General features: G+C 63.6%; 21 protein-coding genes, 2 tRNA genes and 1 riboswitch. Of the genes, 13 read left to right on the top strand and 10 right to left on the bottom strand.

The annotated features are described in order from the left end of the window. Nucleotides 1–5: 5 nt before the first annotated feature. Nucleotides 6–887, bottom strand: coding sequence for a lysophospholipid acyltransferase family protein (locus LQT98_RS07695; protein ID WP_048408799.1), 882 nt, complete (start codon nt 885–887; stop codon nt 6–8). A 76-nt stretch (nt 888–963) separates the two neighbouring features. Here LQT98_RS07695 and metK point away from each other — a divergent pair, with 76 nt between their 5' ends. Beyond that, complete coding sequence (gene metK, locus LQT98_RS07690) at nt 964–2133, top strand: methionine adenosyltransferase (protein WP_048408798.1); 1170 nt, start codon at nt 964–966, stop codon at nt 2131–2133. 60 nt (nt 2134–2193) lie between these two features. On the opposite strand, the gene LQT98_RS07685 is transcribed toward metK, so the two are convergent. Beyond that, nucleotides 2194–3831: a histidine kinase N-terminal 7TM domain-containing diguanylate cyclase gene (locus tag LQT98_RS07685; RefSeq protein WP_231461768.1), complete on the bottom strand. Its 1638-nt coding sequence runs from the start codon at nt 3829–3831 to the stop codon at nt 2194–2196. 80 nt (nt 3832–3911) lie between these two features. After that, nucleotides 3912–3985: riboswitch (S-adenosyl-L-homocysteine riboswitch) on the top strand. Between the two features lie 62 nt (nt 3986–4047). On the opposite strand from LQT98_RS07685, the gene ahcY reads away from it, so the two are divergent. After that, nucleotides 4048–5457, top strand: a complete 1410-nt coding sequence (ahcY, locus tag LQT98_RS07680; RefSeq protein WP_231461767.1) for an adenosylhomocysteinase — start codon at nt 4048–4050, stop codon at nt 5455–5457. Between the two features lie 128 nt (nt 5458–5585). Next, complete coding sequence (metF, locus tag LQT98_RS07675) at nt 5586–6422, top strand: methylenetetrahydrofolate reductase [NAD(P)H] (RefSeq protein WP_048408795.1); 837 nt, start codon at nt 5586–5588, stop codon at nt 6420–6422. Between the two features lie 81 nt (nt 6423–6503). Here the strand turns inward: metF and LQT98_RS07670 are convergent, their stop codons facing one another. Continuing rightward, entirely contained in the window at nt 6504–6989 is a 486-nt protein-coding gene (locus tag LQT98_RS07670; RefSeq protein WP_039756263.1) for an Lrp/AsnC family transcriptional regulator, read from the bottom strand. Nucleotides 6990–7494: 505 nt separating this feature from the next. On the opposite strand from LQT98_RS07670, the gene hppD reads away from it, so the two are divergent. From hppD to cfa, 9 genes are all read left to right on the top strand, one after another. Continuing rightward, entirely contained in the window at nt 7495–8568 is a 1074-nt protein-coding gene (gene hppD / locus LQT98_RS07665) for a 4-hydroxyphenylpyruvate dioxygenase (protein ID WP_048408794.1), read from the top strand. Between the two features lie 59 nt (nt 8569–8627). Further along, a complete protein-coding gene (locus LQT98_RS07660) occupies nt 8628–9758 on the top strand; it encodes a homogentisate 1,2-dioxygenase (protein WP_231461766.1) in 1131 nt (376 codons plus the stop codon). Between the two features lie 185 nt (nt 9759–9943). Continuing rightward, complete coding sequence (locus LQT98_RS07655; protein ID WP_231461765.1) at nt 9944–10927, top strand: fumarylacetoacetate hydrolase family protein; 984 nt, start codon at nt 9944–9946, stop codon at nt 10925–10927. Then, nucleotides 10920–11564, top strand: coding sequence for a maleylacetoacetate isomerase (maiA, locus tag LQT98_RS07650; protein WP_231461764.1), 645 nt, complete (start codon nt 10920–10922; stop codon nt 11562–11564). The genes LQT98_RS07655 and maiA overlap by 8 nt, the downstream gene beginning before the upstream one ends. 152 nt (nt 11565–11716) lie before the next feature. Further along, a tRNA-Phe gene (locus LQT98_RS07645) sits at nt 11717–11792 on the top strand. Between the two features lie 25 nt (nt 11793–11817). Next, a tRNA-Phe gene (locus tag LQT98_RS07640) sits at nt 11818–11893 on the top strand. A 109-nt stretch (nt 11894–12002) separates the two neighbouring features. Further along, a complete protein-coding gene (locus LQT98_RS07635) occupies nt 12003–12362 on the top strand; it encodes a carboxymuconolactone decarboxylase family protein (protein ID WP_231461761.1) in 360 nt (119 codons plus the stop codon). A 113-nt stretch (nt 12363–12475) separates the two neighbouring features. Further along, complete coding sequence (locus tag LQT98_RS07630) at nt 12476–13270, top strand: Cof-type HAD-IIB family hydrolase (RefSeq protein ID WP_231461759.1); 795 nt, start codon at nt 12476–12478, stop codon at nt 13268–13270. A 114-nt stretch (nt 13271–13384) separates the two neighbouring features. Continuing rightward, on the top strand, nt 13385–14587 hold the full coding sequence (cfa, locus tag LQT98_RS07625) for a cyclopropane fatty acyl phospholipid synthase (protein ID WP_231461758.1): 1203 nt from the start codon (nt 13385–13387) through the stop codon (nt 14585–14587). A 60-nt stretch (nt 14588–14647) separates the two neighbouring features. Here cfa and ptsG read toward each other — a convergent pair whose 3' ends face one another. The 3 genes from ptsG to LQT98_RS07610 all read right to left on the bottom strand — a co-directional run bounded on the left by ptsG (nt 14648) and on the right by LQT98_RS07610 (nt 19864). Beyond that, nucleotides 14648–16411, bottom strand: a complete 1764-nt coding sequence (gene ptsG / locus LQT98_RS07620; RefSeq protein WP_231461757.1) for a PTS glucose transporter subunit IIBC — start codon at nt 16409–16411, stop codon at nt 14648–14650. Between the two features lie 82 nt (nt 16412–16493). After that, on the bottom strand, nt 16494–19016 hold the full coding sequence (gene ptsP / locus LQT98_RS07615) for a phosphoenolpyruvate--protein phosphotransferase (protein WP_231461756.1): 2523 nt from the start codon (nt 19014–19016) through the stop codon (nt 16494–16496). Between the two features lie 461 nt (nt 19017–19477). Then, nucleotides 19478–19864 (bottom strand): DoxX family protein, encoded by a 387-nt coding sequence (locus LQT98_RS07610; protein WP_231461755.1) that lies wholly within the window; start codon nt 19862–19864, stop codon nt 19478–19480. Nucleotides 19865–19968: 104 nt separating this feature from the next. Here LQT98_RS07610 and LQT98_RS07605 point away from each other — a divergent pair, with 104 nt between their 5' ends. Beyond that, nucleotides 19969–20853, top strand: a complete 885-nt coding sequence (locus LQT98_RS07605; protein WP_048411760.1) for a LysR family transcriptional regulator — start codon at nt 19969–19971, stop codon at nt 20851–20853. Between the two features lie 206 nt (nt 20854–21059). Here LQT98_RS07605 and LQT98_RS07600 read toward each other — a convergent pair whose 3' ends face one another. The 4 genes from LQT98_RS07600 to flhF all read right to left on the bottom strand — a co-directional run. Beyond that, entirely contained in the window at nt 21060–21809 is a 750-nt protein-coding gene (locus tag LQT98_RS07600; protein WP_231461754.1) for a flagellar motor protein, read from the bottom strand. 46 nt (nt 21810–21855) lie between these two features. After that, nucleotides 21856–22602, bottom strand: coding sequence for an RNA polymerase sigma factor FliA (locus LQT98_RS07595; RefSeq protein ID WP_048411762.1), 747 nt, complete (start codon nt 22600–22602; stop codon nt 21856–21858). Continuing rightward, complete coding sequence (locus tag LQT98_RS07590) at nt 22599–23468, bottom strand: MinD/ParA family ATP-binding protein (RefSeq protein WP_231461753.1); 870 nt, start codon at nt 23466–23468, stop codon at nt 22599–22601. Before LQT98_RS07590 ends, LQT98_RS07595 begins: the two co-directional genes overlap by 4 nt. 5 nt (nt 23469–23473) lie before the next feature. Further along, the coding region (gene flhF / locus LQT98_RS07585) for a flagellar biosynthesis protein FlhF (protein ID WP_269325969.1) at nt 23474–24533 on the bottom strand (1060 nt) is incomplete at its 5' end.

Here is a 24533-nt window from a genome sequence, read left to right as displayed (position 1 = left end):
TCCTGTTATTGCGCGTCTGGCCGGCTGACGCCGGGCGGACATTTATAGCGGTTATAGCTCCACAGGTATTGGCTGGGGAAGCGGCGGATCAGCGCTTCCACCTGGGCGTTGAGCTGAGTGGCATCTTGCTCCTTATCGCCGCTGAAAGCTTGCGCCGGCGGTTCGATGTGCACGCGGAAGCCCTGGCCGCCTGGTAGACGCTCGCCAACGAAGAACAGCGTTTCCACGCCGCTGATCTGCGCCAGCCGCGGCACCAGGGTCATGGTATAGGCCGGACGCTCGAAGAACGGCGCCCATACGCCCTCGCCGTTGCCGGGCACCTGGTCCGGCAGGATGATGGTGGCTTCGCCGGATTTCAGCGCCTTCATCAGCACGCGCACCCCGGCGCCGGTGGCCGGCGCGGTCTTGCCTTTGCCGCGAGCGCGGCCGGCCTGCATCACCGGTTCCAGCCAGGCGAGCTTGGGCGGGCGGTACATCGCGGTCAGCGGAAACGGCAGCCGCGAGCTGATGTAGCGGCCGGCGATATCGTAGCTGCCCAGGTGCGGGGTGACGAAGACGATGCCGTGGCCTTTGGCCAGCGCCGCTTCGACATGCTCCCAGCCGATGCATTCGCGCACCATGGCGGCGATGTCGTCCGGTTCGCGGCACCAGGCTATGGCCAGTTCCAGCGCGCCCTTGCCGGTTTCCGCCGCGCTTTGTTTGACTAATCGCGGTAAAAGCTGATAATTTCGACAGATTTTACTAGAACTTAGGTTCTCCCGGAGCCGTGCTCTATAGCGGGGGGACGCATGATAAGTCAGTCGTCCAAGAACGGCACCTAGGCCTTGTAGCCAGGATAAAGGCAGGTGCGCCAAGAAAGACAGCAATAAATGGACTAGCTTAGACATATGAAGCTCAGTCTTGGTCTTAAAGCGACCTATTTTATCATCACAAGGTTTTGCATTTTTCGGGAACGAATAATAAATGAGCGAATATCTGTTTACATCTGAGTCGGTGTCGGAAGGACACCCGGACAAAGTCGCCGACCAGATCTCCGATGCCATCCTCGACGCCATCCTGCGCGAGGACAAGCATGCGCGCGTCGCCGCCGAGACCCTGGTGAATACCGGTCTGGTGGTGCTGGCCGGCGAAATCACCACCAGCGCCAACATCGATTACATCAAGATCGCCCGCGAGACCATCAAGCGCATCGGCTACGATGATTCCGCCTTGGGCTTCGATTTCCGCGGTTGCGCGGTGATGGCCTGCTACGACAAGCAGTCCCCGGACATCGCCCAGGGCGTCAACGAGGGCGAAGGCCTGGATCTGACCCAGGGCGCCGGCGACCAAGGCCTGATGTTCGGCTATGCCTGCGATGAAACGCCGACGCTGATGCCGTTCCCGATCTACTACGCACACCGCCTGGTGCAGCGTCAGGCCGAGCTGCGCAAGGACGGCCGCCTGCCGTGGCTGCGTCCGGACGCCAAGAGCCAGATCACCTGCGTCTACGATAGCGCCACCGGCCTGCCCAAGCGCATCGACACCGTGGTGCTGTCCACTCAGCACACCCCGGACATCGATCACAAGACGCTGACCGAAGCGGTGATCGAGGACATCATCAAGCCGGTGCTGCCGCCGGACATGATTACCCCGGAAACCAAGTTCCTGATCAATCCGACCGGTCGTTTCGTGATTGGCGGCCCGATGGGCGATTGCGGCCTGACCGGTCGCAAGATCATCGTCGACACCTATGGCGGCGCGGCGCCGCACGGCGGCGGCGCCTTCTCCGGCAAGGATCCGTCCAAGGTGGATCGTTCCGCTGCCTACGCCGGCCGCTATGTGGCGAAAAACATTGTCGCCGCCGGCCTGGCGCGCCAGTGCCAGATCCAGGTTTCCTACGCCATCGGCGTGGCCGAGCCGACCTCGATCGCGGTGGATACCTTTGGCACCAATTCCATCCCGAACGAGAAGATCGTCGAGCTGGTGAAAAAGCATTTCGACCTGCGTCCTAAAGGCATCATCCAGATGCTGGACCTGCTGCGTCCGATCTACAGCAAGACCGCCGCTTACGGCCACTTCGGCCGCGAAGAGCCGGAATTCAGCTGGGAGCGCACCGACAAGGTGGAAGCGCTGCGCGCCGACGCCGGCCTGTAAACCGCTCGCGGTTGCACGCCAAAAAACGCCTGTCCACGGACAGGCGTTTTTTGTTTTTGGCTAGAGGACCGCGCTCAGGCGACAGGCATTCTTGCCGGCGGCCTTGACCTGGTACAGGGCCTGGTCCGCGGCTTGGTAGAGCTGGGGCGCGGCGCCGGCGTGCTTGGGAAAGACCGCGATGCCACAGGAAAACGTGGCGCAGAAACTGTCGTCGCCGGCGCCGTGCGGCAAGCGTTCGAAGGCCGCGCGCCAGCGCTCGGCGCGCAGCAAGGCATGCTCGCAGCCGCAGCCCGGCATCAGCACCAGAAACTCCTCGCCGCCCAGCCGGCAGATCACGTCCTCCTCGCTACCATCGCTGTCCAGCAAGGTCGCCAAGCGCCGCAGCACTTGATCGCCGTGAAAGTGGCCGAAGCTGTCGTTGATACGCTTGAAATCATCGAGATCGATCAGGGCGATGGCCAAGGAACTGCCGTCGCGGCGGGCGCGGCTCAGCTCGCGCGGAAACATCTCATCCAGATAGCGGCGGTTGTACAGGCCGGTCAGCGGATCGCGCAGCGCTTGCTCGCGCAGCGCCGCCTGCAGCGACTCGATTTCGGCGATGCGCATGGCCAGGGTCTGATTGGCGCTGCGCAGCGCCTCCTCCGCCTGGCGGCGTTCGGTGATGTCGCGCAGCACCAGCATGCGGCTGGAGTGCGGCTGGGTCTGTTGGGTGATTGGATACACGCGCAGGTCAAGGATGCGCGAGCCATCCTGCAAGGACAGCTCCAGTTGCTGCTGCTGGCAGGGCAGGATCTGGGCATGCGGCCAGTCCGCCGGCAAGGGCTGCCCCAGCAGCAAGCGGCTGGATTGGCCAAGCAGCCGCGCGGCGGCTGGGTTTAGGTCCAGGATGCGCATCTTGTCGTCCACCACCATCACGCCATCGCCCATGGCTTCGAAAGAGCGCGCGCGCGCCACCGGCACCAGGTAGAGCAGGCGTAAATAGAGCAGATCCAGCGCGAATATCAGGCCGGTGACGGTGAAGGAGTGCGGCGTCGGGTCCAGGCCTTGCAGCGGCATGGCGCCGCTCAGGTAGAGGATGTTGCCGAGCCAGGGCGCGCAGGCGCTGATCATCAGCACGATGGACTGGCCGCGGAAGTGGGCTGGATAGTAGTGCAGCGCGCGGATCAGCATCAGCGAGCCTATCAGCATCATCAGATAGGAATAGCCGGCGACGCCGATCCAGAACGCCGGGCCGTGCTCATAGATCAGCAGATTGTAGCCGGAGGGACTGGGCCGATAGCCGGTCCAGATCAGCTGGTGCATCTCATTGCTCGCCGCCAGCAGCAGGCACAGCAGCGGCAGCGCGAACAGCGCCGCCAGCCAGCGCCGGCTCAACTGGATGCGGTTGTAGTCCAGCGCCAGCAGCAGGAACAGCACCGGAGTGCTCAAGGTGCCCAGGTATTCCAGCTTGGACCAGGCTATCTTGACGGGCAGGCTGGTGGCGGCCAGTTCGCACATGGCGCCGGCGGCCCAGACGGCGACCGCGCTCATCAGCAGCGCCAGCCAGCGCACGCCGGGGAACTGGCGGCGATACCAGGCAATGGCGGCGATGGCGGTGGCAATCAGCGCGGCGATCCCGGACAGGGCGGCCAGCGGGGTGAAATCGAAAGTCATGGGGCGACGATGGATCGGCAAGCCGGTAGTGTATCTTCTTGGCATGCGGACTCCTACCTTTTCCGAGCGGCATAGGTATAATCGAAACGTCGCCGCCCGCGTGTTCCACGCTGCCGGCGGCCGGTCGGCCCGAGGGGCGCTGCGAGGATGATCCATCCCCAGGCTCGGGCCGCTCTCGCTTCAACGGCGCTCACCTGATCAAAACCGTGCCGGGCACGGGAGCGGGTGAGCCGCATCCTGGCCGGCTGCGTGAACTAAGGAATGCTCGCGATGGCTGATTTCACCGATTTTCATGTTGCCGATATCAATCTGTCCGCCTGGGGCCGCAAGGAACTGGCGATTGCCGAAACCGAGATGCCGGGCCTGATGGCCCTGCGTGACGAGCACCGGCACAGCCAGCCGCTGCGCGGCGCGCGCATCGCCGGCAGTCTGCACATGACGATCCAGACCGGGGTCTTGATCGAGACCCTGGTGGCGCTGGGCGCCGAAGTGCGCTGGGCCTCTTGCAATATCTTCTCCACCCAGGACCACGCCGCCGCCGCCATCGCCGCGGCCGGCATCCCGGTGTTCGCCTTCAAGGGCGAGAGCCTGGACGAGTACTGGGAGTTCAGCCACAAGATCTTCGAATGGCCGGAGAACGAGCCGGCCAATATGATTCTCGACGACGGGGGCGACGCCACCTTGTTGTTGATGCTGGGCAGCAAGGCGGAAAGCGATCGCGGCGCGATCAGCCATCCGTCCAACGAGGAGGAGACCGCGCTGTTCGCCGCCATCGCCCGTTATCTGCAGAAAGACCCGCAGTGGTATTCCAAGCGTCTCAAGCACATCAAGGGCGTGACCGAGGAAACCACCACCGGCGTGCACCGTCTGTATCAGCTGGAGAAGGAAGGGCGCTTGCCGTTCCCGGCCTTCAACGTCAACGACTCGGTGACCAAGTCCAAGTTCGACAACCTCTACGGCTGCCGCGAATCGCTGGTGGACGGCATCAAGCGCGCCACCGACGTGATGGTGGCCGGCAAGGTGGCGGTGGTGCTGGGCTATGGCGACGTGGGCAAGGGGTGCGCGCAGAGCCTGCGTGGCCTCGGCGCCACGGTGTGGGTGACCGAGGTGGACCCGATCTGCGCGCTGCAGGCGGCGATGGAAGGCTACCGCGTGGTGCGCATGGACGAAGTGGCAGATCAGGCCGACATCTTCGTCACCGCCACCGGCAATGTCGGCGTGATCACGCATGAGCACATGAAGAAGATGCGCAACAACGCCATCGTCTGCAATATCGGCCATTTCGACAGCGAGATCGAGGTCGCCAGCCTGCGCCAGTACCAGTGGGACAATATCAAGCCGCAGGTGGACCACATCATTTTCCCAGACGGCAAGCGAGTGATCCTGCTGGCCGAGGGCCGGCTGGTCAATCTGGGCTGCGCCACCGGCCACCCCAGCTTCGTGATGTCCAACTCCTTCACCAACCAGGTGTTGGCGCAAGTGGAAATCTTCGCCAACGGCCAGCAATACGGCAAACAGGTTTATGTGTTGCCCAAGCATCTGGACGAGAAGGTGGCGCGCCTGCATCTGGGCCGCATCGGCGCCAGGCTGACCGAGCTGTCCGACGAGCAGGCCGCCTATATCAGCGTGCCCAAGCAAGGGCCATATAAGCCGGATCACTATCGTTATTGATTTTTATAACGATATTAAAACGGACAGTGCTATTAGAATGGTGCTGTCCGTTTTTTCTTGTCCGCCGCCGCGGACCGCGGTCATCCTATAAAAACAAAGGAGTCTCCCGCAGGAGATACAGAGAGATCATGACAGCACAGAGCCGAACCTTCAGTTTCGAATTCTTTCCGCCCAAAACGCCGGAAGGCATCGCCAAGCTGCGCACCACGCGCCAGCAACTGGCCCAGTTCAAGCCGCAGTTCTTTTCCGTCACCTTCGGCGCCGGCGGCACCACCCGCGACGGCACGCTGGCGACGGTGCTGGAAATCCGCAGCGAAGGCCATGCCGCCGCGCCGCACCTGTCCTGCATCGGTTCCACCCGCGACAATATCAGCGCCATTCTCAATGAATACCGCAATAACGGCATCCGCCACATCGTCGCGCTGCGCGGCGACATCCCGTCCGGCATGGTGGCGGCCGGCGAATTCCGCTACGCCAATGAGCTGGTGGAATTCATCCGCGCCGAACACGGCGATCATTTCCACATCGAAGTGGCTGCTTATCCTGAATTCCATCCGCAGGCGCGCTCGGCCGAGGACGACATCAACAACTTCGTGCGCAAGGTCAACGCCGGGGCCAATTCGGCGATGACCCAGTACTTCTTCAATGCCGACGCCTATTTCCGTTTCGTCGACGAAGCGCAGGCGCGCGGCGTGAATATTCCCATCGTTCCGGGCATCATGCCGATCTCCAACTTCGGGCAACTGTGTCGTTTTTCCGACATGTGCGGCGCGGAAGTGCCGCGTTGGCTGCGCCAGCGCATGCAGGCCTATTACGACGACAGCGCGTCCATCCGCGCGCTGGGCCTGGACGTGGTGACCGAGCTGTGCGACCGCCTGCTGCAGCACGGCGCGCCGGGCCTGCATTTCTACACGCTGAATCAGGCCGGCTTGGTGTCCACCATTTGGCAGCGGCTAGGTTTGTGAATCAGGACGCGTTCCCATGCAAAACGGCCCGGAATACCGGGCCGTTCTGTTCTAATCCTGACGCGGCGCGAGGCCGCTCGCCTAAAGGCCGCGCAATTGGCCCAGCGGCAATGAAGTCGTCCGCTTGATCTCCTTGAGCACAAAGCTGGATTTCACATCGGCGACGCCAGGATGCTGCAGCAGTTCATCCATCACGAAGCGCGAGAAGTGTTCCATGTCTTCGAAATACACCTGCAACAGATAGTCCATCTCGCCGGTCATCGCGAAACAGTTGATGACCTCCTGCCAGCTCTGCACCGCTTCAATAAAGCTCTGCAAATGCGCATTGCCGCGCTTTTCCAGCGTCACCCGCACCCAGGCCTGCAAGCCCAGGCCGATGCGGGCCGGATCCAGCAGCGCCACGTACTGGCGGATCACGCCGGACTCCTCCAGCTGTTTCAGACGGCGCAGACAAGGGGATGGAGACAGGGCCACCCGTTCTGCTAATTCCACGTTGGTTAAGCGACCGTCATGCTGTAGCTCGGCCAGAATACGCAAGTCTGTCTTATCTAATGTAAGACTTGGCATGTTTTCTCCTAAAAGAGGCAAAATATTAGTGTTTTATACTTAGTTATTACTGGTTTCTTGGTATTTAGCAAGAAAATTGCCCCGTAGTTTCCATAGAATAAAAAGCCTAAAAACGCATTCTACACACGGCGCTAAAAAAGCACCGGGGTTTGTCGAGCGATAAGACGGCGGAGATTTAAGATTCACATCCAGAGGAGAAGCTTGCCGCAAGTCATTGCGGCAGGCCGTGTGCGCGGCGTGAGTGTTCATCAGCGCCGGCTATTCAGCCTTTTCTTTCTTCTGTCCCGTCTTCTTGTGCGCTTTACCCGGTGAAACCGTGTCTAGAACAAGGCTTTCTCAACATGTCATGACAAGACTATCACAAGACATGCCATCAAAAGCTAGTGTTAATTGTTAATAAACAAGCTTGTTGCGCGGACCACAAGACAAAGTCGCCAGTTCAGAGCGGCGCTCTACTTCCGCTCGTCGCGAGCCGGCGCACACTCATCTACAACAGGAGAAACAGATGAAAATGGAAACCATGCTGCAAAACCCCCTGGCCACCGACGGTTTTGAATTCGTCGAGTACACCGCCCCCACTGAAGATGGCATCGCCAAGCTCAAAGCGCTGTTTTTGTCGCTGGGCTTCAGCGAAGTGGCGCGCCATCGCAGCAAGAACGTCAGCCTGTTCCGTCAGGGCGACATCAACTTCATTCTGAACGGCGAGTCGTCGCAGCCGGCCAAGGCCTTCGGCCACGAGCACGGCCCGTCCGCTTGTGCGATGGCGTGGCGGGTCAAGGACGCGGCCAAGGCCTATGAATACGCGCTGGCCCATGGCGCCAAGAAGTACGAACGTCCGATCGGCTTCATGGAGCTGAACATCCCGGCGGTGGAAGGCATTGGCGGCTCGGCGCTGTATTTCGTCGACCGCTACGGTCCGGAGCACAGCATTTACGATGTGGACTTCCTGCCGCTGGACGGCGTGGATCAGCATCCCCAAGGCGTGGGCCTGTATGAGATCGATCACCTGACCCACAATGTCTTCCGCGGCAATATGGCCAAGTGGGCGGGTTTCTACACCGATATCGCCAATTTCCGCGAAATCCGCTATTTCGACATCGAGGGCAAGCTCACCGGCCTGGTGTCCCAGGCGATGACCAGCCCCTGCGGCAAGATTCGCATCCCGATCAACGAATCCTCCGACGACAAGAGCCAGATCGAGGAATTCCTGCGCGAATACCATGGCGAAGGCATCCAGCACATCGCGCTGACCACCCGCGACATCTACCACACCGTGGAAACCTTGAAGGCCGCCGGCACCCGCTTCCTGGACACTCCGGACACTTATTATGAAAAAGTGGACACCCGGGTGCCGGGCCATGGCGAGGATCTGGCGCGCTTGCACAAGAACCATATCCTGGTGGACGGCGCGCCGGTGGACGGCGCCGGCATCCTGCTGCAGATCTTCACCGAAACCGTGATCGGTCCGATCTTCTTCGAGATCATCCAGCGCAAGGGCAACGAGGGCTTTGGCGAGGGCAACTTCCGCGCGCTGTTCGAGTCGATCGAAGAAGACCAGATTCGCCGCGGCGTCATTTAAAGCCCGCTGTTCATCCATGCGATGCCCGCCGTTCCGACGGCGGGCTTGAAGGACTCACCATGCGTAAATGGATTCAGTACCCCCACCGCGAAGGCACCGTCTCGCGCCAGGCCCACGCCGATTTCCCGAGCGAGGCCATTTATGAGCGCGAAGTGGGCCGCAGCGGCTTCTTCGGTCCGGCCACCCATCTGCACCACAAGCATCCGCCCACCGGCTGGAGCGCCTGGGAAGGTCCGCTGCGCCCGCGCGCCTTTGATCTGAATGAGTTGCCCAAGAACGTCGCCGCGCCCTGGGCCGCGCCGCTGGTGTTGCACAATGCGCAGTGCAAGCTGCGCATCTGGAGCGTGGATCAGGCGATGACTCAGTTGTTCCGCAACGGCGACGGCGACGACATGCTGTTCATCCACGCCGGCAGCGGCGAGCTGTTTTGCGATTACGGCCACCTGAGCTATCGAGACGGCGACTATATCCTGATGCCGCGCTCCACCAGCTGGCGCATCGAGCCGGCGGCGCCCACCACCATGCTGCTGATCGAGGCCAGCAACGGCGCTTACCAGTTGCCGGATAAAGGCCTGGTCGGGCCGCACGCCATTTTCGACGAGGCGATGCTGGACGTGCCGGCGATAGACGACGCCTTCCGCGCGCAGCAGACCGAGGACGAGTGGCAGGTGGTGATCAAGCGCCGCGGCGCGCTGTCCACGGTGACTTATCCGTTCAATCCGCTGGACGCGGTGGGCTGGCACGGCAATCACTCGGTGGCGCGCATCAACTGGCGCGACATCCGGCCGCTGATGAGCCACCGTTATCACTTGCCGCCGTCGGCGCACACCACCTTCGTCGCCGACGGTTTCGTGATCTGCACCTTCGTGCCGCGGCCGATCGAGTCCGATCCGGGCGCGCTGAAGGTGCCGTTCTATCACAACAACGACGATTACGACGAAGTGATCTTCTATCACGCCGGCGACTTCTTCAGCCGCGACAATATCAAGCCGGGCATGCTGACCTTCCATCCGGCCGGCTTCACCCACGGGCCGCATCCCAAGGCCTTCGCCAAGGCGATGACGGATCCCAAGACCTTCACCGACGAAGTGGCGGTGATGATAGACGCGCGCGATGCGCTGGAGCAGGGGCCGCAGATGCCGGAGGTGGAGTGGGCCCAGTATGTGGATAGCTGGAAACCCAAGCCCTAGTCGCCTGGCGTTATCGCTGCTGCGCAAGCCGATCTCGGCGCTGCGATGCTCGCGGTACCATTTGTACCGCTGCGCTTCTCCCGCCGACCTCGGCTTGCTCGCGACGCGATAGCGCTCAGGCGATGTCGTGGATGTCATACCGTATCACTGGAATTTCAGCTGCCCAGCTGCAGAAAGAATAGAAGATGAAACTCGCCACATATCAGAATCAAACCCGCGACGGCCAACTGCTGGTCGTCAGCCGCGACCTGTCCCGCGCGGTGGCGGTGCCGCAGATCGCCGCCGGCTTGCAGCAGGCGCTGGATAGCTGGGACGCGCTGGCGCCGCGCTTGCAGGAGGTCTACGCCGCGCTTAACGACGGCGAGGTGCCGGGCGCCTTCCCGTTCGAGCCGCAGCGCTGCCACAGCCCATTGCCGCGCGCCTATCAATGGGCGGACGGCAGCGCTTATCTGAACCATGTCGAACTGGTGCGCAAGGCGCGCGGCGCCGAGGTGCCGGCCAGCTTCTACCATGATCCGCTGATGTACCAGGGCGGCTCCGACGCCTTCCTGCCGCCGCTGGCGCCGATTCCGCTGCGCGACGAGGCCTGGGGCCTGGACTTTGAGGGCGAGGTGGCGGTGATCACCGGCGACGTGCCGCTGGGCGCCGACGCCGCCGCCTGCGCTGGCCAGATCCGCCTGCTGATGCTGGTCAACGACGTCAGCCTGCGCAATCTGATTCCCAATGAATTGGCCAAGGGCTTCGGCTTCTTCCAGAGCAAGCCGGCCACGGCGTTCTCGCCGGTGGCGGTGACCCCGGACGAATTGGGCGCCGCCTGGCGCGACGGCAAGGCGCATCTGCCGCTGCTGGTGGAATACAACGGCGCGCCTTACGGCCATCCCAACGCCGGCGTGGAAATGCAGTTCAGCTTCCCGCAACTGGTGGCGCACGTGGCCAAGACCCGCGAGCTGGCCGCCGGCTCCATCATCGGTTCCGGCACCGTGTCCAATCATGACCGCAGCGTCGGCTCCTGCTGCCTGGCGGAACAGCGGATGATAGAGACCATAGAGAGCGGCGCGCCGACGACCCCGTTCATGAAAGTGGGCGACCGCGTGCGCATCGAAATGAAGGACGCCACCGGCGCCAGCGTCTTCGGCGCCATCGAGCAGATGGTGGTGAAACATGGTTGAGCGCGTGTTGTACGGCTATTTCCGTTCCAGCGCCGCCTACCGGGTGCGCATCGCGCTGAATCTGAAAGGGCTGGATTACCGCTATCAGCCGATCAATCTGCTCAAGGGCGAGCAGCAAAGCCCCGAGTATCTGGCCATCAATCCGCAGGGGCTGGTGCCGTTGCTGGACGACGGCGGGGTCAAGATCGCGCAGTCCCTGGCGATCTGCGAATACCTGGACGAGGCCTATCCGGATACGCCGCGGCTGTTGCCGTCCGCTCCGGCAGAGCGGGCGCGGGTGCGCGCGCTGGCCTTGGCGATCGCCGCCGACATCCATCCCTTGCAGAACACCCGGGTCGGCAAATATCTGCAGACCGAGTACGGCAAGGATGAAGAGGGCAAGGCGCAGTGGATACGTCACTGGATTCAGACCGGCTTCGCCGCGCTGGAACAGCAGCTGGCGGCAGCGCCTGGCCGCTACGCGGCGGGCGAGCAGCCGACGCTGGCCGATGTCTGCCTGCTGCCGCAGGTGTTCAGCGCCCATCGCTTCGGCCTGGATCTGACCGCGTATCCGCACATCGTCCGCGTCGCGGACGCGCTGGAGCAAGTGCCGGCTTTTGCGGCAGCTCACCCGTCCCTGCAGCCGGACGCGATCTAAGTCTTTGATCCGGCGGGCTAGTCGTTTCCGACGGCTGGCTCGCTTATTTTTCCCGCGCCGCAGCCGCCCGTTTTTTTGCAATTATTCCTTGACGCGGCTAACGTCCTCTGATTAAATGCGTGGCTCTGACGGCGCGACAGCGCAGCAGTGATGGCCAGTTAGCTCAGTTGGTAGAGCAGCGGATTGAAAATCCGCGTGTCCGTGGTTCGATTCCGCGACTGGCCACCATCACCGCCTTGCATCAGCACCCGTCGGCCAGTTAGCTCAGTTGGTAGAGCAGCGGATTGAAAATCCGCGTGTCCGTGGTTCGATTCCGCGACTGGCCACCAGATACCTGAAAAGCCGAACTCATCGAGTTCGGCTTTTTGCATTGCGTATTGGCTTGCCATTCAATATATAGTTAAATATAATATATATTGTTATGTTAAGGAGATGGACATGAGCCAGCATTACCCTGATTTGAGCGTGGAACTGAGCGCGGAGTTGAGCAAGCTGCGCAAGGAGATTCCGGAAACCCTGAAAGGCTTCGGCCAGATGAGCCGCGCCGCGCATGCCGACGGCGCCTTGTCGAACCAGACCAAGGAGCTGATCGCGCTGGCGATAGGCATCGCCAACCGCTGCCACGGCTGTCTGGCCTTCCATGCCAAGGCGCTGGTGGAACTGGGCTGCGGCCGCGCCGAATTCATGGAGATGCTGCAAGTGGCCATCTATATGGGCGGCGGTCCGTCGCTGATGACGGCGGCGGAAGCCTTGCAGGCCTATGAGCAGTTTGGCGGGGAAGCGGCGCCGGCGGCGTGATGGCGGGGCGGCGCATGGTTCTGATCAGTCCATGCGAGCGCCCGCTTTCAATATTGGGCAGCGCCTTGCGGCGGGCGTATACTGAGGGCTTCTGTTGTCGCGGGAGTTTGACGGTGTACTACTTCATCGCATCCGATCTGGATGGCACCTTGCTTGACCCCAATCACGCGGTGGACCCGTTCACCGCCAGCACCTTGCAGGCGCTGCAAGCGCGCGGCGTGCGTTTCGCCATCGCTACCGGCCGCCACTATCTGGACGTGCAGGGCATCCGCCAGGCCTTGGGCATCCGCGCCCACCTGATCACCTCCAATGGCGCGCGGGTGCATGATCCCGACGACAAGCTGGTGCATCGCCAGGATATCGATCCCGCGCTGGTGCGCCGGCTGGCGCAGCCGGAGTTCGCCGCCGGCACGGTGCTGAACTTCTATCTGGACGATGGCTGGCTGATCGATCAACCCTGCCAGTACCTGCTCAATTTCCATGCCGATTCCGGACTGCGCTATCAAGTGGCCGATCTGGCCGGGCATAGCGGCGCGGGCGTCGGCAAAGTGCTCTATATCGGCGAGCACGCGCATTTGCTGGAGGTCGAGCGCAAGTTGCACCAGGCCTTTGGCGATGAGCTTTACATCACCTTCTCGGCTGACGACTGCCTGGAAGTGATGGCGCCCGGCGTGTCCAAGGGCCACGCGCTGGAACTGGTGCTGTCGGACCTGGGCCTGGACAAGGCGCATTGCCTGGCTTTTGGCGACGGTCAGAACGATATCGAGTTGCTGCAGACCGCCGGCCATCCGCGGATGATGAGCAATGCCCAGCCGCGGCTGGCCGAGCAACTGCCGCAGGTGCCGCGCATAGGCAGCAATCGCGAAGCCGGCGTGGCACGCCATCTGCGCGAGTTGTTCGAGTTGTAATCCGCCATCGCGCCGCCATCCGGCGGCGGCGCATCTCCTCCTGTCACGGAGCCAATAACAAGCCGGGCGCAAGGATAGCTTGTCTTTGCCGCGCAGCCTCGCCGTGAGCGCTGCATGAGTTCAACACCATTGTGGCGCAAGCCATGGAGGCCGCATGAATTCATCCTGTCTCGAGAACCGCGCCGCCGCGCCGCCGCGTCGCGGAGTCCCGGCTACCGAGCGGTAGCCGATTTGCTGGCCCAGGCCGGCATCGCGGTCAATGGCCGGCATGGCCACGACATCAAGGTGTTCCATCCCGATTTCTTCCGTCGCGTGCTGGCCCAGGGTTCTTTGGGCCTGGGGGAGAGCTATATGGACGGCTGGTGGGACTGCGAGCAGCTGGACGCATTCTTCCATCGGGTTTTGCGCGCCGGCCTGGAGCAAGCTCTGCCGCGCGGCGTCCGCGAGCTGCTGCACGCCTGCGCCGCGCGCTTGTTCAACTTGCAATCGCCAAGCCGGGCGCGCCGGGTCGGTCGGCGCCATTACGACCTGGGCAACGACTTGTTCCTGGCGATGCTGGACCCGCATCTGCAGTATTCCTGCGCTTATTGGAAACAGGCGGCGACGCTGGAGGAGGCCCAGGAAGCCAAGCTGCGGCTGATCTGCGATAAATTGCGCCTGACAGCCGGCATGCATGTGCTGGACATCGGCTGCGGCTGGGGCGGCCTGGCCGCTTACGCTGCGCGCCATTACGGGGTTCAGGTGACCGGGGTGACGATTTCGGCGCAGCAGCTGGAACTGGCGCGGCGGCATTGCGAGGGGCTGGATGTGGACATCCGTCTGCAGGACTACCGCCAACTGCGATTGCAGGCGGATCGCATCGTGTCTGTCGGCATGTTCGAGCATGTCGGGCCGCGCAACTACGCTTCTTATTTCTCGATCGCGAGGAAGAACCTCAAGCCGGACGGGCTGTTCCTGCTGCATACGATAGGCTCGCTGCGTGCCGGCCTGCGCGTGGATCCCTGGATCAACCGCTATATTTTCCCCGGCGGCTGCCTGCCGTCGGCCAGCCAGATCGCCCGCGCCAGCGAGCCGGACTGGGTGATGGAGGACTGGCACAACTTCGGCGCCGATTACGATCTGACCCTGATGGCCTGGCTGCAGCGCTTCCGCCGGGCTTGGCCGCAGCTGTCCGCCGCTTACTCGGAACGCTTCCGGCGCATGTTCGAATACTATCTGTGCGCTTGCGCCGGCGCGTTTCGCGCCCGGGATCTGCAGCTGTGGCAGATACTGTTCAGTCGTGGCGGCGTGGCGGGAGGCGTGCGGGTCGCGCGCTAGGCAGCAAAAACGCCAGCGCGAGCGCTGGCGTTTGGCATGGCAGGAAGGCTTGCGGCTGACTCAGCTTTGCAGTGCCTGAGCCAGGGCCGCGGCCTGATCGCCGACGATCAAATGCCAGACGCCGGGGGAGACTTCCAGCATCGCCACCACGCCGGCGGCGCGCGCGGCGTCCTGATTGAGCTGGGAGCCCGGTTTCAGTTCCACCCGCAAGCGGGTATGAGCGATGGCTTCCACCTTGGCCAGCTTGGCCGCGCCGCCCAAGGCCTGGCGCAGCGCCGCCGCCTGGCCCTGATCGGCCGCGGGCATCGGCGTCGCCGCCTGCGGCGCCGGAGCCGGCGCGCTGGCCGGGGCGTCGAGTTCGGCATCCGCGCCGGCGCTGCGCAGATAGATTTCCATATCGGTCTTCAGGTTTTCCGACTGCGGGCCGAAGATGGCCTGGATGCCGTTGCCCACCACCACCACGCCGGACGCGCCCATGCTCTTGAGCTTGGCCTGATTCACCATGGCCGGCGTTTTCACCGCGATGCGCAGCCGGGTGATGCAGGCGTCCAGGCTGCTGATATTGGAGCGGCCGCCAAAGGCCAGCACCAGTTCGCGCGCGCGCGCGTCCTCGCTCAGCTCCACGCTGGCTTCGGCGCTTTCGTCCTCGCGGCCCGGGGTTTTCAGGTTGAACTTGGCGATGACGAAGCGGAACACGCCGTAATAGATGCCCGCGTAGATCGGGCCGAGGATGAGCACGTACCAGGCATGCTTGGCCTTGTCGCCGAACAGGTTGAACATCAGGTAATCGATGCCGCCCTGGGAGAAGGTGAAGCCCATGTGCATGTCCAGGGTGTTGGCGATGAACTGCGCCGACGCGGCCAGGCAGGCATGGAGGAAGTACAGCACCGGCGCGACGAACAGGAAGGAGAATTCGATCGGTTCGGTGATGCCGGTCAAAAAGGAGGTCAGCGCTGCGGAAATCATGATGCCGCCGACCTTGACGCGGTTTTCCGGCTTGGCCGAATGCCAGATGGCGATGGCCGCGGCCGGCAGGCCGAACATCTTGAACAGGAAGGCGCCGGACAGGATGCCGGCGGTCGGATCGCCGGCGAAGAAGCGGTTGATGTCGCCGTGTATCATCTTGCCGCTGACCGGGTCGGGGAAGGCGCCGATTTCAAAGAAGAAGGGCACGTTCCAGATGTGGTGCAGGCCGAAGGGCAGCAGCAGGCGCTCGACGAAGCCGTAGACGGTGGCGGCGGTGCGCGGGTCGCTGACCGCGGCCCACTGCGAGAAGCTCTTGATGGCATTGCCTATCGGCGGCCAGATGAAGGACAGCGCCACGCCCAGCACGATGGCGCTGATGGCGGTGACGATGGGCACGAAGCGCTTGCCGGCGAAGAAGCCCAGGTATTCGGGCAGCTTGATCCGGTAATAGCGGTTGAACATATACGCCGCCAGGCCGCCGGCGAGAATGCCGCCGAACACGCCGGTCTGTATCGACGGCAGACCCATGATGGTGTCGGGCTTGACCCCCATCAGTCCGGCCATCACCCCCAGGGTGACGGTGGTGACCAGGTGGCCGATCACCGCGGCGATCGCCGCCACGCCGTCGTTTTCGGTAAAGCCCAGCGCCACGCCCACGGCGAAGATCAGCGGCAGATTGCCGAAGATCACGTCGCCGGAGTTCTTCATCAGCGACAGAATGGCCAGCGCGACGCTGCTCTGGGTGTGGAAATCGGTGGCGCCTATGCCCAGCAGCAGGCCGGCTACCGGCAGCACGGCCACTGGCAGCATCAGCGCCTTGCCGATTTTTTGCAGAAATGCGAATGATTGACTAAACATGATGGTTTATTCCTTGCTCGATCGCGTAGGGAATAGCGGGCGGCCTTGCCGCCGCCCGGCAGTGCTCAGGGCCAGCGCCTGTTTATCTGGCCTGGGTGTTCAACAACTCGCGCACCTCGGTCACGGTGGACAGGGCCAGCGCCTGTCGCGCCAACGCCTGGCACTCGTCCGCGCTCCAGCGCGCCAGTGTGGCCTTGACCGCGGCCAGCGCCGGCGTGCTGACCGACAGCTCGCCGACGCCCATGCCCACCAGCAGCGGCGCGGCGCGTTCGTCGGAGGCGAGGCCGCCGCAGATGCCCACCCATTTGCCGTGGGCGCGGGCGCCGTCGCAAGTCATCGCTATCATCGCCAGCACCGCCGGGTGCAGCGCGTCGGCCTGCTTGGCCAACTGCGGATGGCCGCGGTCCATCGCCAGCACGTACTGGGTCAGGTCGTTGGTGCCGATGGAGAAGAAATCCACTTCCGGCGCGAAGCGCGCGGCCATGACGGCGGCGGAGGGCACTTCCACCATGATGCCCACCTTGACGTCATGCTGGCCGCTTGCGGCCTGCTCTTCGGCCAGCACGGCCTTGGCGGCGCGCAATTCGTCCAGCGAAGCCACCATCGGGAACATGATGTGCAAGCGGGTCAGCGGCGCGGCTTGCAGGATGGCGCGCAACTGGGTGCGCAACAGGTCCGGGCGCTCCAGGCTGACGCGGATGCCGCGCAGGCCGAGGAAGGGGTTGTCTTCCTTGGGCAAGGGCAGGTAGGACAGCGGCTTGTCGCCGCCCACGTCCAGGGTGCGCACTACCAGCGGGCGTTCCTGGCCCAGCGCGCGGGCCACCGCACAGTATTCTTCCGCCTGTTCCTGCTCGCTGGGCGCGGTGTCGCGGTTGTCGAACAGGAATTCGGAACGCAGCAGGCCCACGCCCTCGGCGCCCTTGGCCACCGCCTCGCGCGCGTCGGCGGCGTTGCGGATATTGGCCACCACTTCGATGCGCACGCCGTCGCGGGTGCGCGCTTCCTGCTGCGACATCGCCGCTTCGGCGGCGCGGCGCGCGGCGATGCCGGCGATTTCGGTTTCGGCCGCGGCCAGTTGCTCGGCGTTTGGCGCGATGCGCAGCGTGCCGCGGCTGCCGTCGATGATGACTTGTTCGCTATCCGGCAGCGCCAGCGCGGCCTGGGAAATGCCGCAGATCGCCGGAATGCCCAGCGAACGCGCCAGGATGGCCACATGGCTGGTGGCGCCGCCGGTGCGGGTACAGAAGCCCAGCACCTTGTTGGGGTCCAGCGCGGCGGTGTCGGACGGGGTCAGATCCTCGGCGATCAGGATGGAGCCGGCCGGCACGTCCAGGCTGGCCTGCTTGACGCCGGCCAGCAAGGCCAGCACGCGGCGGCCCACGTCGCGGATATCGTTGGCGCGTTCGCGCAGCAAGGCGTTGTCCTGCGCCTCCAGGCGCGCGGAGTAGGAACTGAAGGCGGCGCGCCAGGCCCAGGCGGCGGATTTGCCGTCGGCCAGGCCGGCATAGGTTTGCGCCAGCAGGTCCGGGTCTTGCAGCAATTCCTGGTGCATGGACAGGATGGCCTGCTTGGCTTTGTCGGTCAGCTGGGTTTTGACCGCGTCTATCTGTTGCGCCGCTTCTTCGGTGGCGCGGGTGAAGAATTGCTGTTCCTGATTGGCGCCTTGGCCGAATTCCGGCACGTCGAATTCTTGCAGCCGGTGATGGTAGACACGGCCGATGGCCAGGCCAGGCGAGGCGCCGACGCCGACCAGTAGCTCGGCGCTTTCTTCGTGCAGGACGGGGGCGATTGCCGACGCGGGCGCGGCCGGCGCTTCGTCCTCTGCCTCGCCGCAGCGGTCCAGCAGCAGCTGGGTCAGCTCGGCCAGTGCCTGCTCGGCGTCGGCGCCGGCGGCTTCGATGCGCACCTTGTCGCCGTTGCGGGTGGACAGGCCCATCACGCCGACCACGGATTTGGCGTTGGCTGATTGCTCGCCCAGCAGCAGGTGAATGTCGGCCTGGAAGCTTTTCGCCTTGCTGGCGAATACCGCGGCCGGGCGGGCATGCAGGCCGGCGGGATTGGTGATGGTGATTTCCGGGGACAACAGCTTGGCGCTGTCGGCGGCCGGGGCTGCGGCCGTGGCGGCGGCTCCGGACAGTTCCAGTTCCAGCACCACGGTCTTGCCGGCTTCGGCCTGGCCGCTGGCGCAGTGCATCGCGCTGACGGTGGCATCGCCATTGGTGATGATGATCTGGGTCAACAGGCTCTGCGCCTTGCGCGCGACCAGGTCCAGTTCAAAATCGATTAGCGGCTGACCGGCCTTGACTTGCTGGCCTTGCGCGACCAGCGGCTGAAAGCCCTGGCCTTTGAGCATCACGGTGTCGATGCCGATGTGCACCATCACTTCCACGCCTTGGGGCGAGATGATGGTCAGCGCATGGTGCGCGGAATGTAGATTGCTGACGGTGCCGGAGACCGGAGCCAGCAGGCTGCAGGAGGTCGGATCCAGCGAAATGCCGTCTCCAACCATCTTGCCGGCGAATACCGGATCGGGAACGGTGTCCAGTGCGACCAGCCACCCGGACAGGGGGGCGAGGATCTGCAGTCGTGGCAAGGGTGTGCTCATATATAACTCCTCAGATCGGGAATTTATCAGTTGTTTTATTACGAGCGTCGGCCTGCTTCTTCATGAGCGGTTCCGTGTGGCGTGCCGGATAGAGTACACCGTACGGAATGGCCTGTCTGTGTTCGATGGCGCAGCGACATCAATCAGGCCGCGACAGTGCTGACGCTTACTGTCAAAGCAGAGATATGATGCCAATACTGTAGTTTAATTACATCGAAATAACGGTGCAGCTTGATGGCAATCAAGAAATTAAGCAAGTAGGAATTCACGTATTTGCACTAGTTCTTGGCTGGTCGGTGGCGGGGGGATGGAAGGGCCGGGGATGGGGGCTGATTTTGCACGGAGAAATGGCCCCCGGCTCGGACGGCATGGCAGCGGGGAGGCTGTTGCATTTTTGTTATGCGTGGAATGAAAAACGGCGACCCCTGGGAGGGGCCGCCGTCTAGCTGGCAGGGTAAGGCTCAGGCCTGACGCTTGCTGTCGCCGAGGAAGAACAGAGCCAGCGAGCTGGTGATCAGGAAGGCCGGATATTCCCAGCCGCCGCCTTCGTTGGAGAACATCCAGCCATGGGCGCCGTGCACCAGCACGATGGTGCCGAGCAGCAGCGGAACCAGCGCCAGCGCTACCCAGCGAGCGAAGAAGCCGGACAATAGCAGCAGGCCGCCGCCGACTTCGGCCAGGATGGACAGGTAGCCGACAAAACCGGGCAGGCCCAGGCTGGCGAAGTAGCCGGCGGTGCCGGCCGGGGTGAACACCAGCAGCTTGAGCAAGCCGTGGGACAGATACATCAGGCCCAGCGACAGACGCAGGATCAGGGTGCCGAGGGCGGGGTTTTGGAAGCGGTTCATGGTGGGACTCCAAACAAATTTGCGATGGAGTGCATTTGACCATGTGGTGTAAATTCAATAAATCCGCTATTAATAAAAATATTGTTTACCAATAGGAAATTATCATGGACCGCTTTTCGGAGATACGCGCCTTCGTCTGCGTGGCGGAGCTGGGCAGTTTCGCCGCCGCCGCCGAGAGGCTGGAGTTGTCGCGGGCGATGGTGACCAAGCTGGTATCCAGCCTGGAAGGGAGGCTGGGCGTGCGGCTGATGCATCGCACCACGCGGCGCTTGTCGCTGACCGAGGCGGGCGAGACCTATCTGGGGCAGGCTGGCGGCCTGTTGGCCGAGCTTGACGATCTGGACGCGCGTTTATCGCACGGTGCCAGCAGCCCGGTGGGGCGTTTGCGGGTGTCGGCGCCGGTGTCTTTCGGCATGCGCTACCTGGGACGGGTGGTGGCCGGCTTTCATCAGCAGTATCCGCAGATCGAGGTGGAACTGAACCTGAACGACCGGCGCGTGGACCTGGTGGAGGAGGGCTTCGACCTGGGGTTGCGGGTATCCAATCTATCGGACTCGTCCTTGGTGGCGCGGCGGCTGGCGCGAATACGCGACCTGGTCGTCGCCGCGCCCAGTTATCTGCAGCGCTGCGGCACGCCGGCGACGCCGGCGGAACTGGCCGAGCATCAATGCCTGTTGTACGCGCTGACCACGCAGCCCAATCTGTGGGATTTCACCGCGCCGGACGGCAGCAGCGGCCGAGTCAAGGTCAAGGGCATGCTGCGCGCCAATAACGGCGACATCCTGACCGACGCGGCCATCCACGGCATGGGGGTGATCCTGCAGCCGCGCTTTCTGCTGGAGCAGGCCTTGGCCGAGGGCACGCTGGTGCCGCTGCTCGGCGATTACGACTGGCATTGCCTGGATTTGTCGGCGGTCTATCCGGCGCGGCGGCATGTGCCTGGCAAGGTCAGGGCCTTTGTCGATTATCTGCAGCAGTTTTTCCAATAGCAAACGGCGTCTGAGGCTTGGCAGGCATCGGACGCCGTTGATCTAAGAACCTGTTTACGATCTGCTGCGCGTCAGCGATACGGCGTTGAAAACAAGCTCAAAATGCTCATGTACCACGAGTACATTCCGCTTTTTCTCTCGTTTTCGCCTTGTCTCGCTCTTGCTCGCGAGACTTTGAACGGGCTCTCAGCGGATCTGGTGCAGGTTTATTCGTGCATCGCCAGGAAGCCCTTGAGCCGGCTTTCGATGATGCGCGGGTTTTCGCCGTTGGCGATGGAAACCAGGCCCTCCACCACTAGCTCTTTCAAGGCGACTTCCGAAGCGACCAGGTGCTTGAGCTTGCTGGCGATGGGCAGGAACAGCAAGTTGGCAGAGCCTACGCCGTAGACGGTGGCGACGAAGGCCACGGCGATGCCGGCGCCCAGCTTGGACGGGTCGGACAGGTTTTCCATCACGTGGATCAGGCCCAGCACCGCGCCCAGGATGCCCATGGTCGGCGCATAGCCGCCGGCGGATTCCCAGATCCGCGCCGCCTGCTTGCGCGCGTGCTCGAACATGGAGATTTCCACGTCCATCACCGAGCGCAGCGTGTCCGGCTCGGCGCCATCCACCAGCATTTGCAGCGCCTTCTTGATGAAGGGATCCTTCTGCAGATTGATATAGCCTTCCAGCGCCAGCAGGCCGCCCTTGCGCGCGGTCTGGCTCCAGTTGATGATTTCGCGGATCATTTTGTCGTGGTCCAGCGCCGGCGGCTGGAAAATCCATTTCAGCATGCGCACGCCGGCGACGAACTGCTTGGGCGTGCTTTGCAGCATCACCGCGCTGACAGTGCCGCCGATGACGATCATGAAGGCGGTCAGCTGTATCAGGGAACCGATGTTGCCCCCCTCCAGCGCCTGGCCGGCGAGGATGGCGGTCAAACCCATCAGAATGGCTACAATGCTTATCTTGTCCACACGAAGTTCCGGTTTTTAGTGTTATGCCGCGTCAGGGCGCGGAGCGTCAGAGCCAGTCCTTGATGCGCGCGCGCAGCCGGGCGATGGCCTGGCTATGCAATTGGCTGACTCGCGATTCGGACACGCCGAGCACCGCGCCGATTTCCTTCAGATTCAATTCCTGCTCGTAATAGAGCGCCATCACCAATTGATCGCGCTCCGGCAGCAGCTTGATGCCGTCTATCAGCGCCTGGCGGAAACCGCCGTCGGCCAGCGCGGCGAACGGGTCCGGCGAGTCGTCGTCGGCGACATTGGCCACCGCGTCGGGCAGTGAGTCGCCGTCATCGTTGGAAAAGTCCTCGAAATGCAGCAGGGTCATGCCGCGGCAATCGCCCAGCATGTCCTGATACTGTTCCAGCTCCAGCCCCATGTGGGTGGCGATTTCCGATTCCAGCGGCGAGCGGCCCAACTGGTGTTCCAGCTGCCGCACCGCGTCCTCGATCTGGCGCGAATGGCGGCGCGCCTGGCGCGGCATCCAGTCTTCGCGGCGCAGCTCGTCCAGCATCGCGCCGCGCACGCGCTGGCTGGCGAAGGTTTCGAACATCACGCCCTGGGCCGGGTCGAACTGGCGCGCGGCCTCTATCAGGCCGATGACGCCGACTTGGATCAGATCGTCGATGTCGACCGAGGCCGGCAGCCGGGCGATCATCATGCCGGCCAGCTTCTTGACCAGCGGCGCGTAGGCCTCCACGTCGATCTCGACGGGGGCCGCGGCGGCGGCGTAGCCGGTTCGGCGATAGGACGGCAAGCTCATAAAGATTTGACTCCATCCGCCTCGGCCCAGTCGCGCGAGGCGGCAATCAACAAGTCCATGAATCCGGTGCCCGCGCGCGGCGTTTCCTGGGTATCCCATTGCGGCAGCACCGCGGCCAGCTGCGAGAACGCCATCGCGGCCTCGCTGTCCGGAAAGGCCTCCATCAACGGGCGGCGCAAGGTCTGGCTGCGGCGCAGCGCATTGTCCATCGGCACGAAACCCACCCAGCGCAGCGCCACCGACAGGAACTCCCCGGTGGCTGCCGACAGCCGGGTGAACAGCTCGCGCGCTTCTTCCAGATGGCGGGCGCGGTTGATCAGCACATTGAAGCGCTGGCGGCCATAACCGCCGGACAGCCTCTTGATATTAGCGTAGGCCGTGGTCAGCGACTCCGCCGCCGGCGTGAGCACTAATACCAAATTGTCGGCTACGCTGGCCGGCACCGGGTCGTGGGCCGGATTGGGCGCGTCCACCAGCAACACCGAGGCGTCGCGCTCCAGCGCGGCGAATTCGCTGCCCAGGCGCAGCCACAGCTGGGCGGAGAACAGCGCGCGCTCTTCCGGGCGCGCATAGAGATTGATCAGCTGAATGCCCTGGCGCGAACTCACCATCATCTCGTCCAGTCCGCCCAGGGTCAGCACCTGGCTTTCCAACGTGGCGGTGGTGGGCACGCCCAGGCGGCGCGCCTGCACCTGGCCCTGGGTGCAGTCCACCAGCAGCGGGCGCTGGCCGGCGTAGGCCAGGCCCAGCGCCAGCTCGGTGGCCAGGGTGCTGGCGCCGGAGCCGGAGGAGCCGATGAAGGCGAAGCTGGGAGCGCGCGAGGAACGGGCGCTGAGCAGGCGGAGGCTGGCGGCTTGATCCTGCATCGCGGCTACAACCATCCGGCCTGGGCCGCGTTCATGATCGGCAGTTCGTCGGCCTGGAGCGTGAAGGGGGAGTTTTGCTGCTGCGAGCGCATCGCGCGGTCCACCAGGAAGCCGGCGTGGGCGGCGTGCAGGTCTTCCGGCACGCGCTGACCATTGGTGATGTAGAACAGGCGCAGCCGGTTGCGGATGATCACGTCCAGGCTGGGCCCCATCGTCACCGATTCGTCTATCTTGGACAGCACGCAGCCGGTGAGGCCGTCGCCGCGGTAGCGGCGCACCACGTCTTCCAGCGTCTGGCCGTCGGCGTTGGAGGCCAACAGTAGCAGGCGCTCGATCGGCCGGCCGGCGGTGCGGAACATTTCGATCTGCGCCAGCACGCGGGCGTCGCGCTGGCCCATGCCCACGGTGTCGATGAACACGATGTGGCGGTTGGACAGATCGGCCAGCGTCAGTTGCAGATCGCCCTCGTTCTGGATAGAGAACACCGGGATGCCGAGAATCTTGCCGTAGATGCGCAATTGGTCCTGGGCGCCGATCCGGTAGCTGTCGGTGGTGATCAGCGCCACGTGCTGAGCGCCGAAGCGCATGGTGGCGCGCGCGGCCAGCTTGGCCACGGTGGTGGTCTTGCCGACGCCGGTGGGGCCGACCAGCGCGTAGATGCCGCCGCGGTCCATGATTTTCTTGTCGGAATCCGCGCATTTCAGATTGTGCATCAGCGCCGAGCGCGCCCACTTGACCGCGACCTCGGCCTCGTACTGGGCCGGCATCTTTTCGATCAGCTGGCGGATCAGCTGGGCGGAAAAGCCCATCGCCAGCAGGTGCTTGAATAGTTCGAGACGGTTGGGCGCCTTGCCTTCCATGTCGGACCAGGCGAAGCTGGCCAGCTGGCTTTGCAGCAGGCTGCGCAGCAGCTTGATCTCGTCGCCTATCTGCTTGAGTTCCTGCGACATTACCTCGGGCTCTTCGCCATTGGCGGGACTCAATATCGGCGCGGGTGCAGGAGCCGGCGCGGGTCGGGCCGCGGCGCGCGGCGCGGCTGGCTGAGGGGCGGGCTGGGCGTAGGGC

This window comes from Chromobacterium aquaticum (genome assembly GCF_021129195.1).
Lineage (GTDB): Bacteria > Pseudomonadota > Gammaproteobacteria > Burkholderiales > Chromobacteriaceae > Chromobacterium > Chromobacterium aquaticum.
Note: the sequence above shows the minus strand (reverse complement) of the source record. Positions and strands in the feature narration are given on the sequence as shown.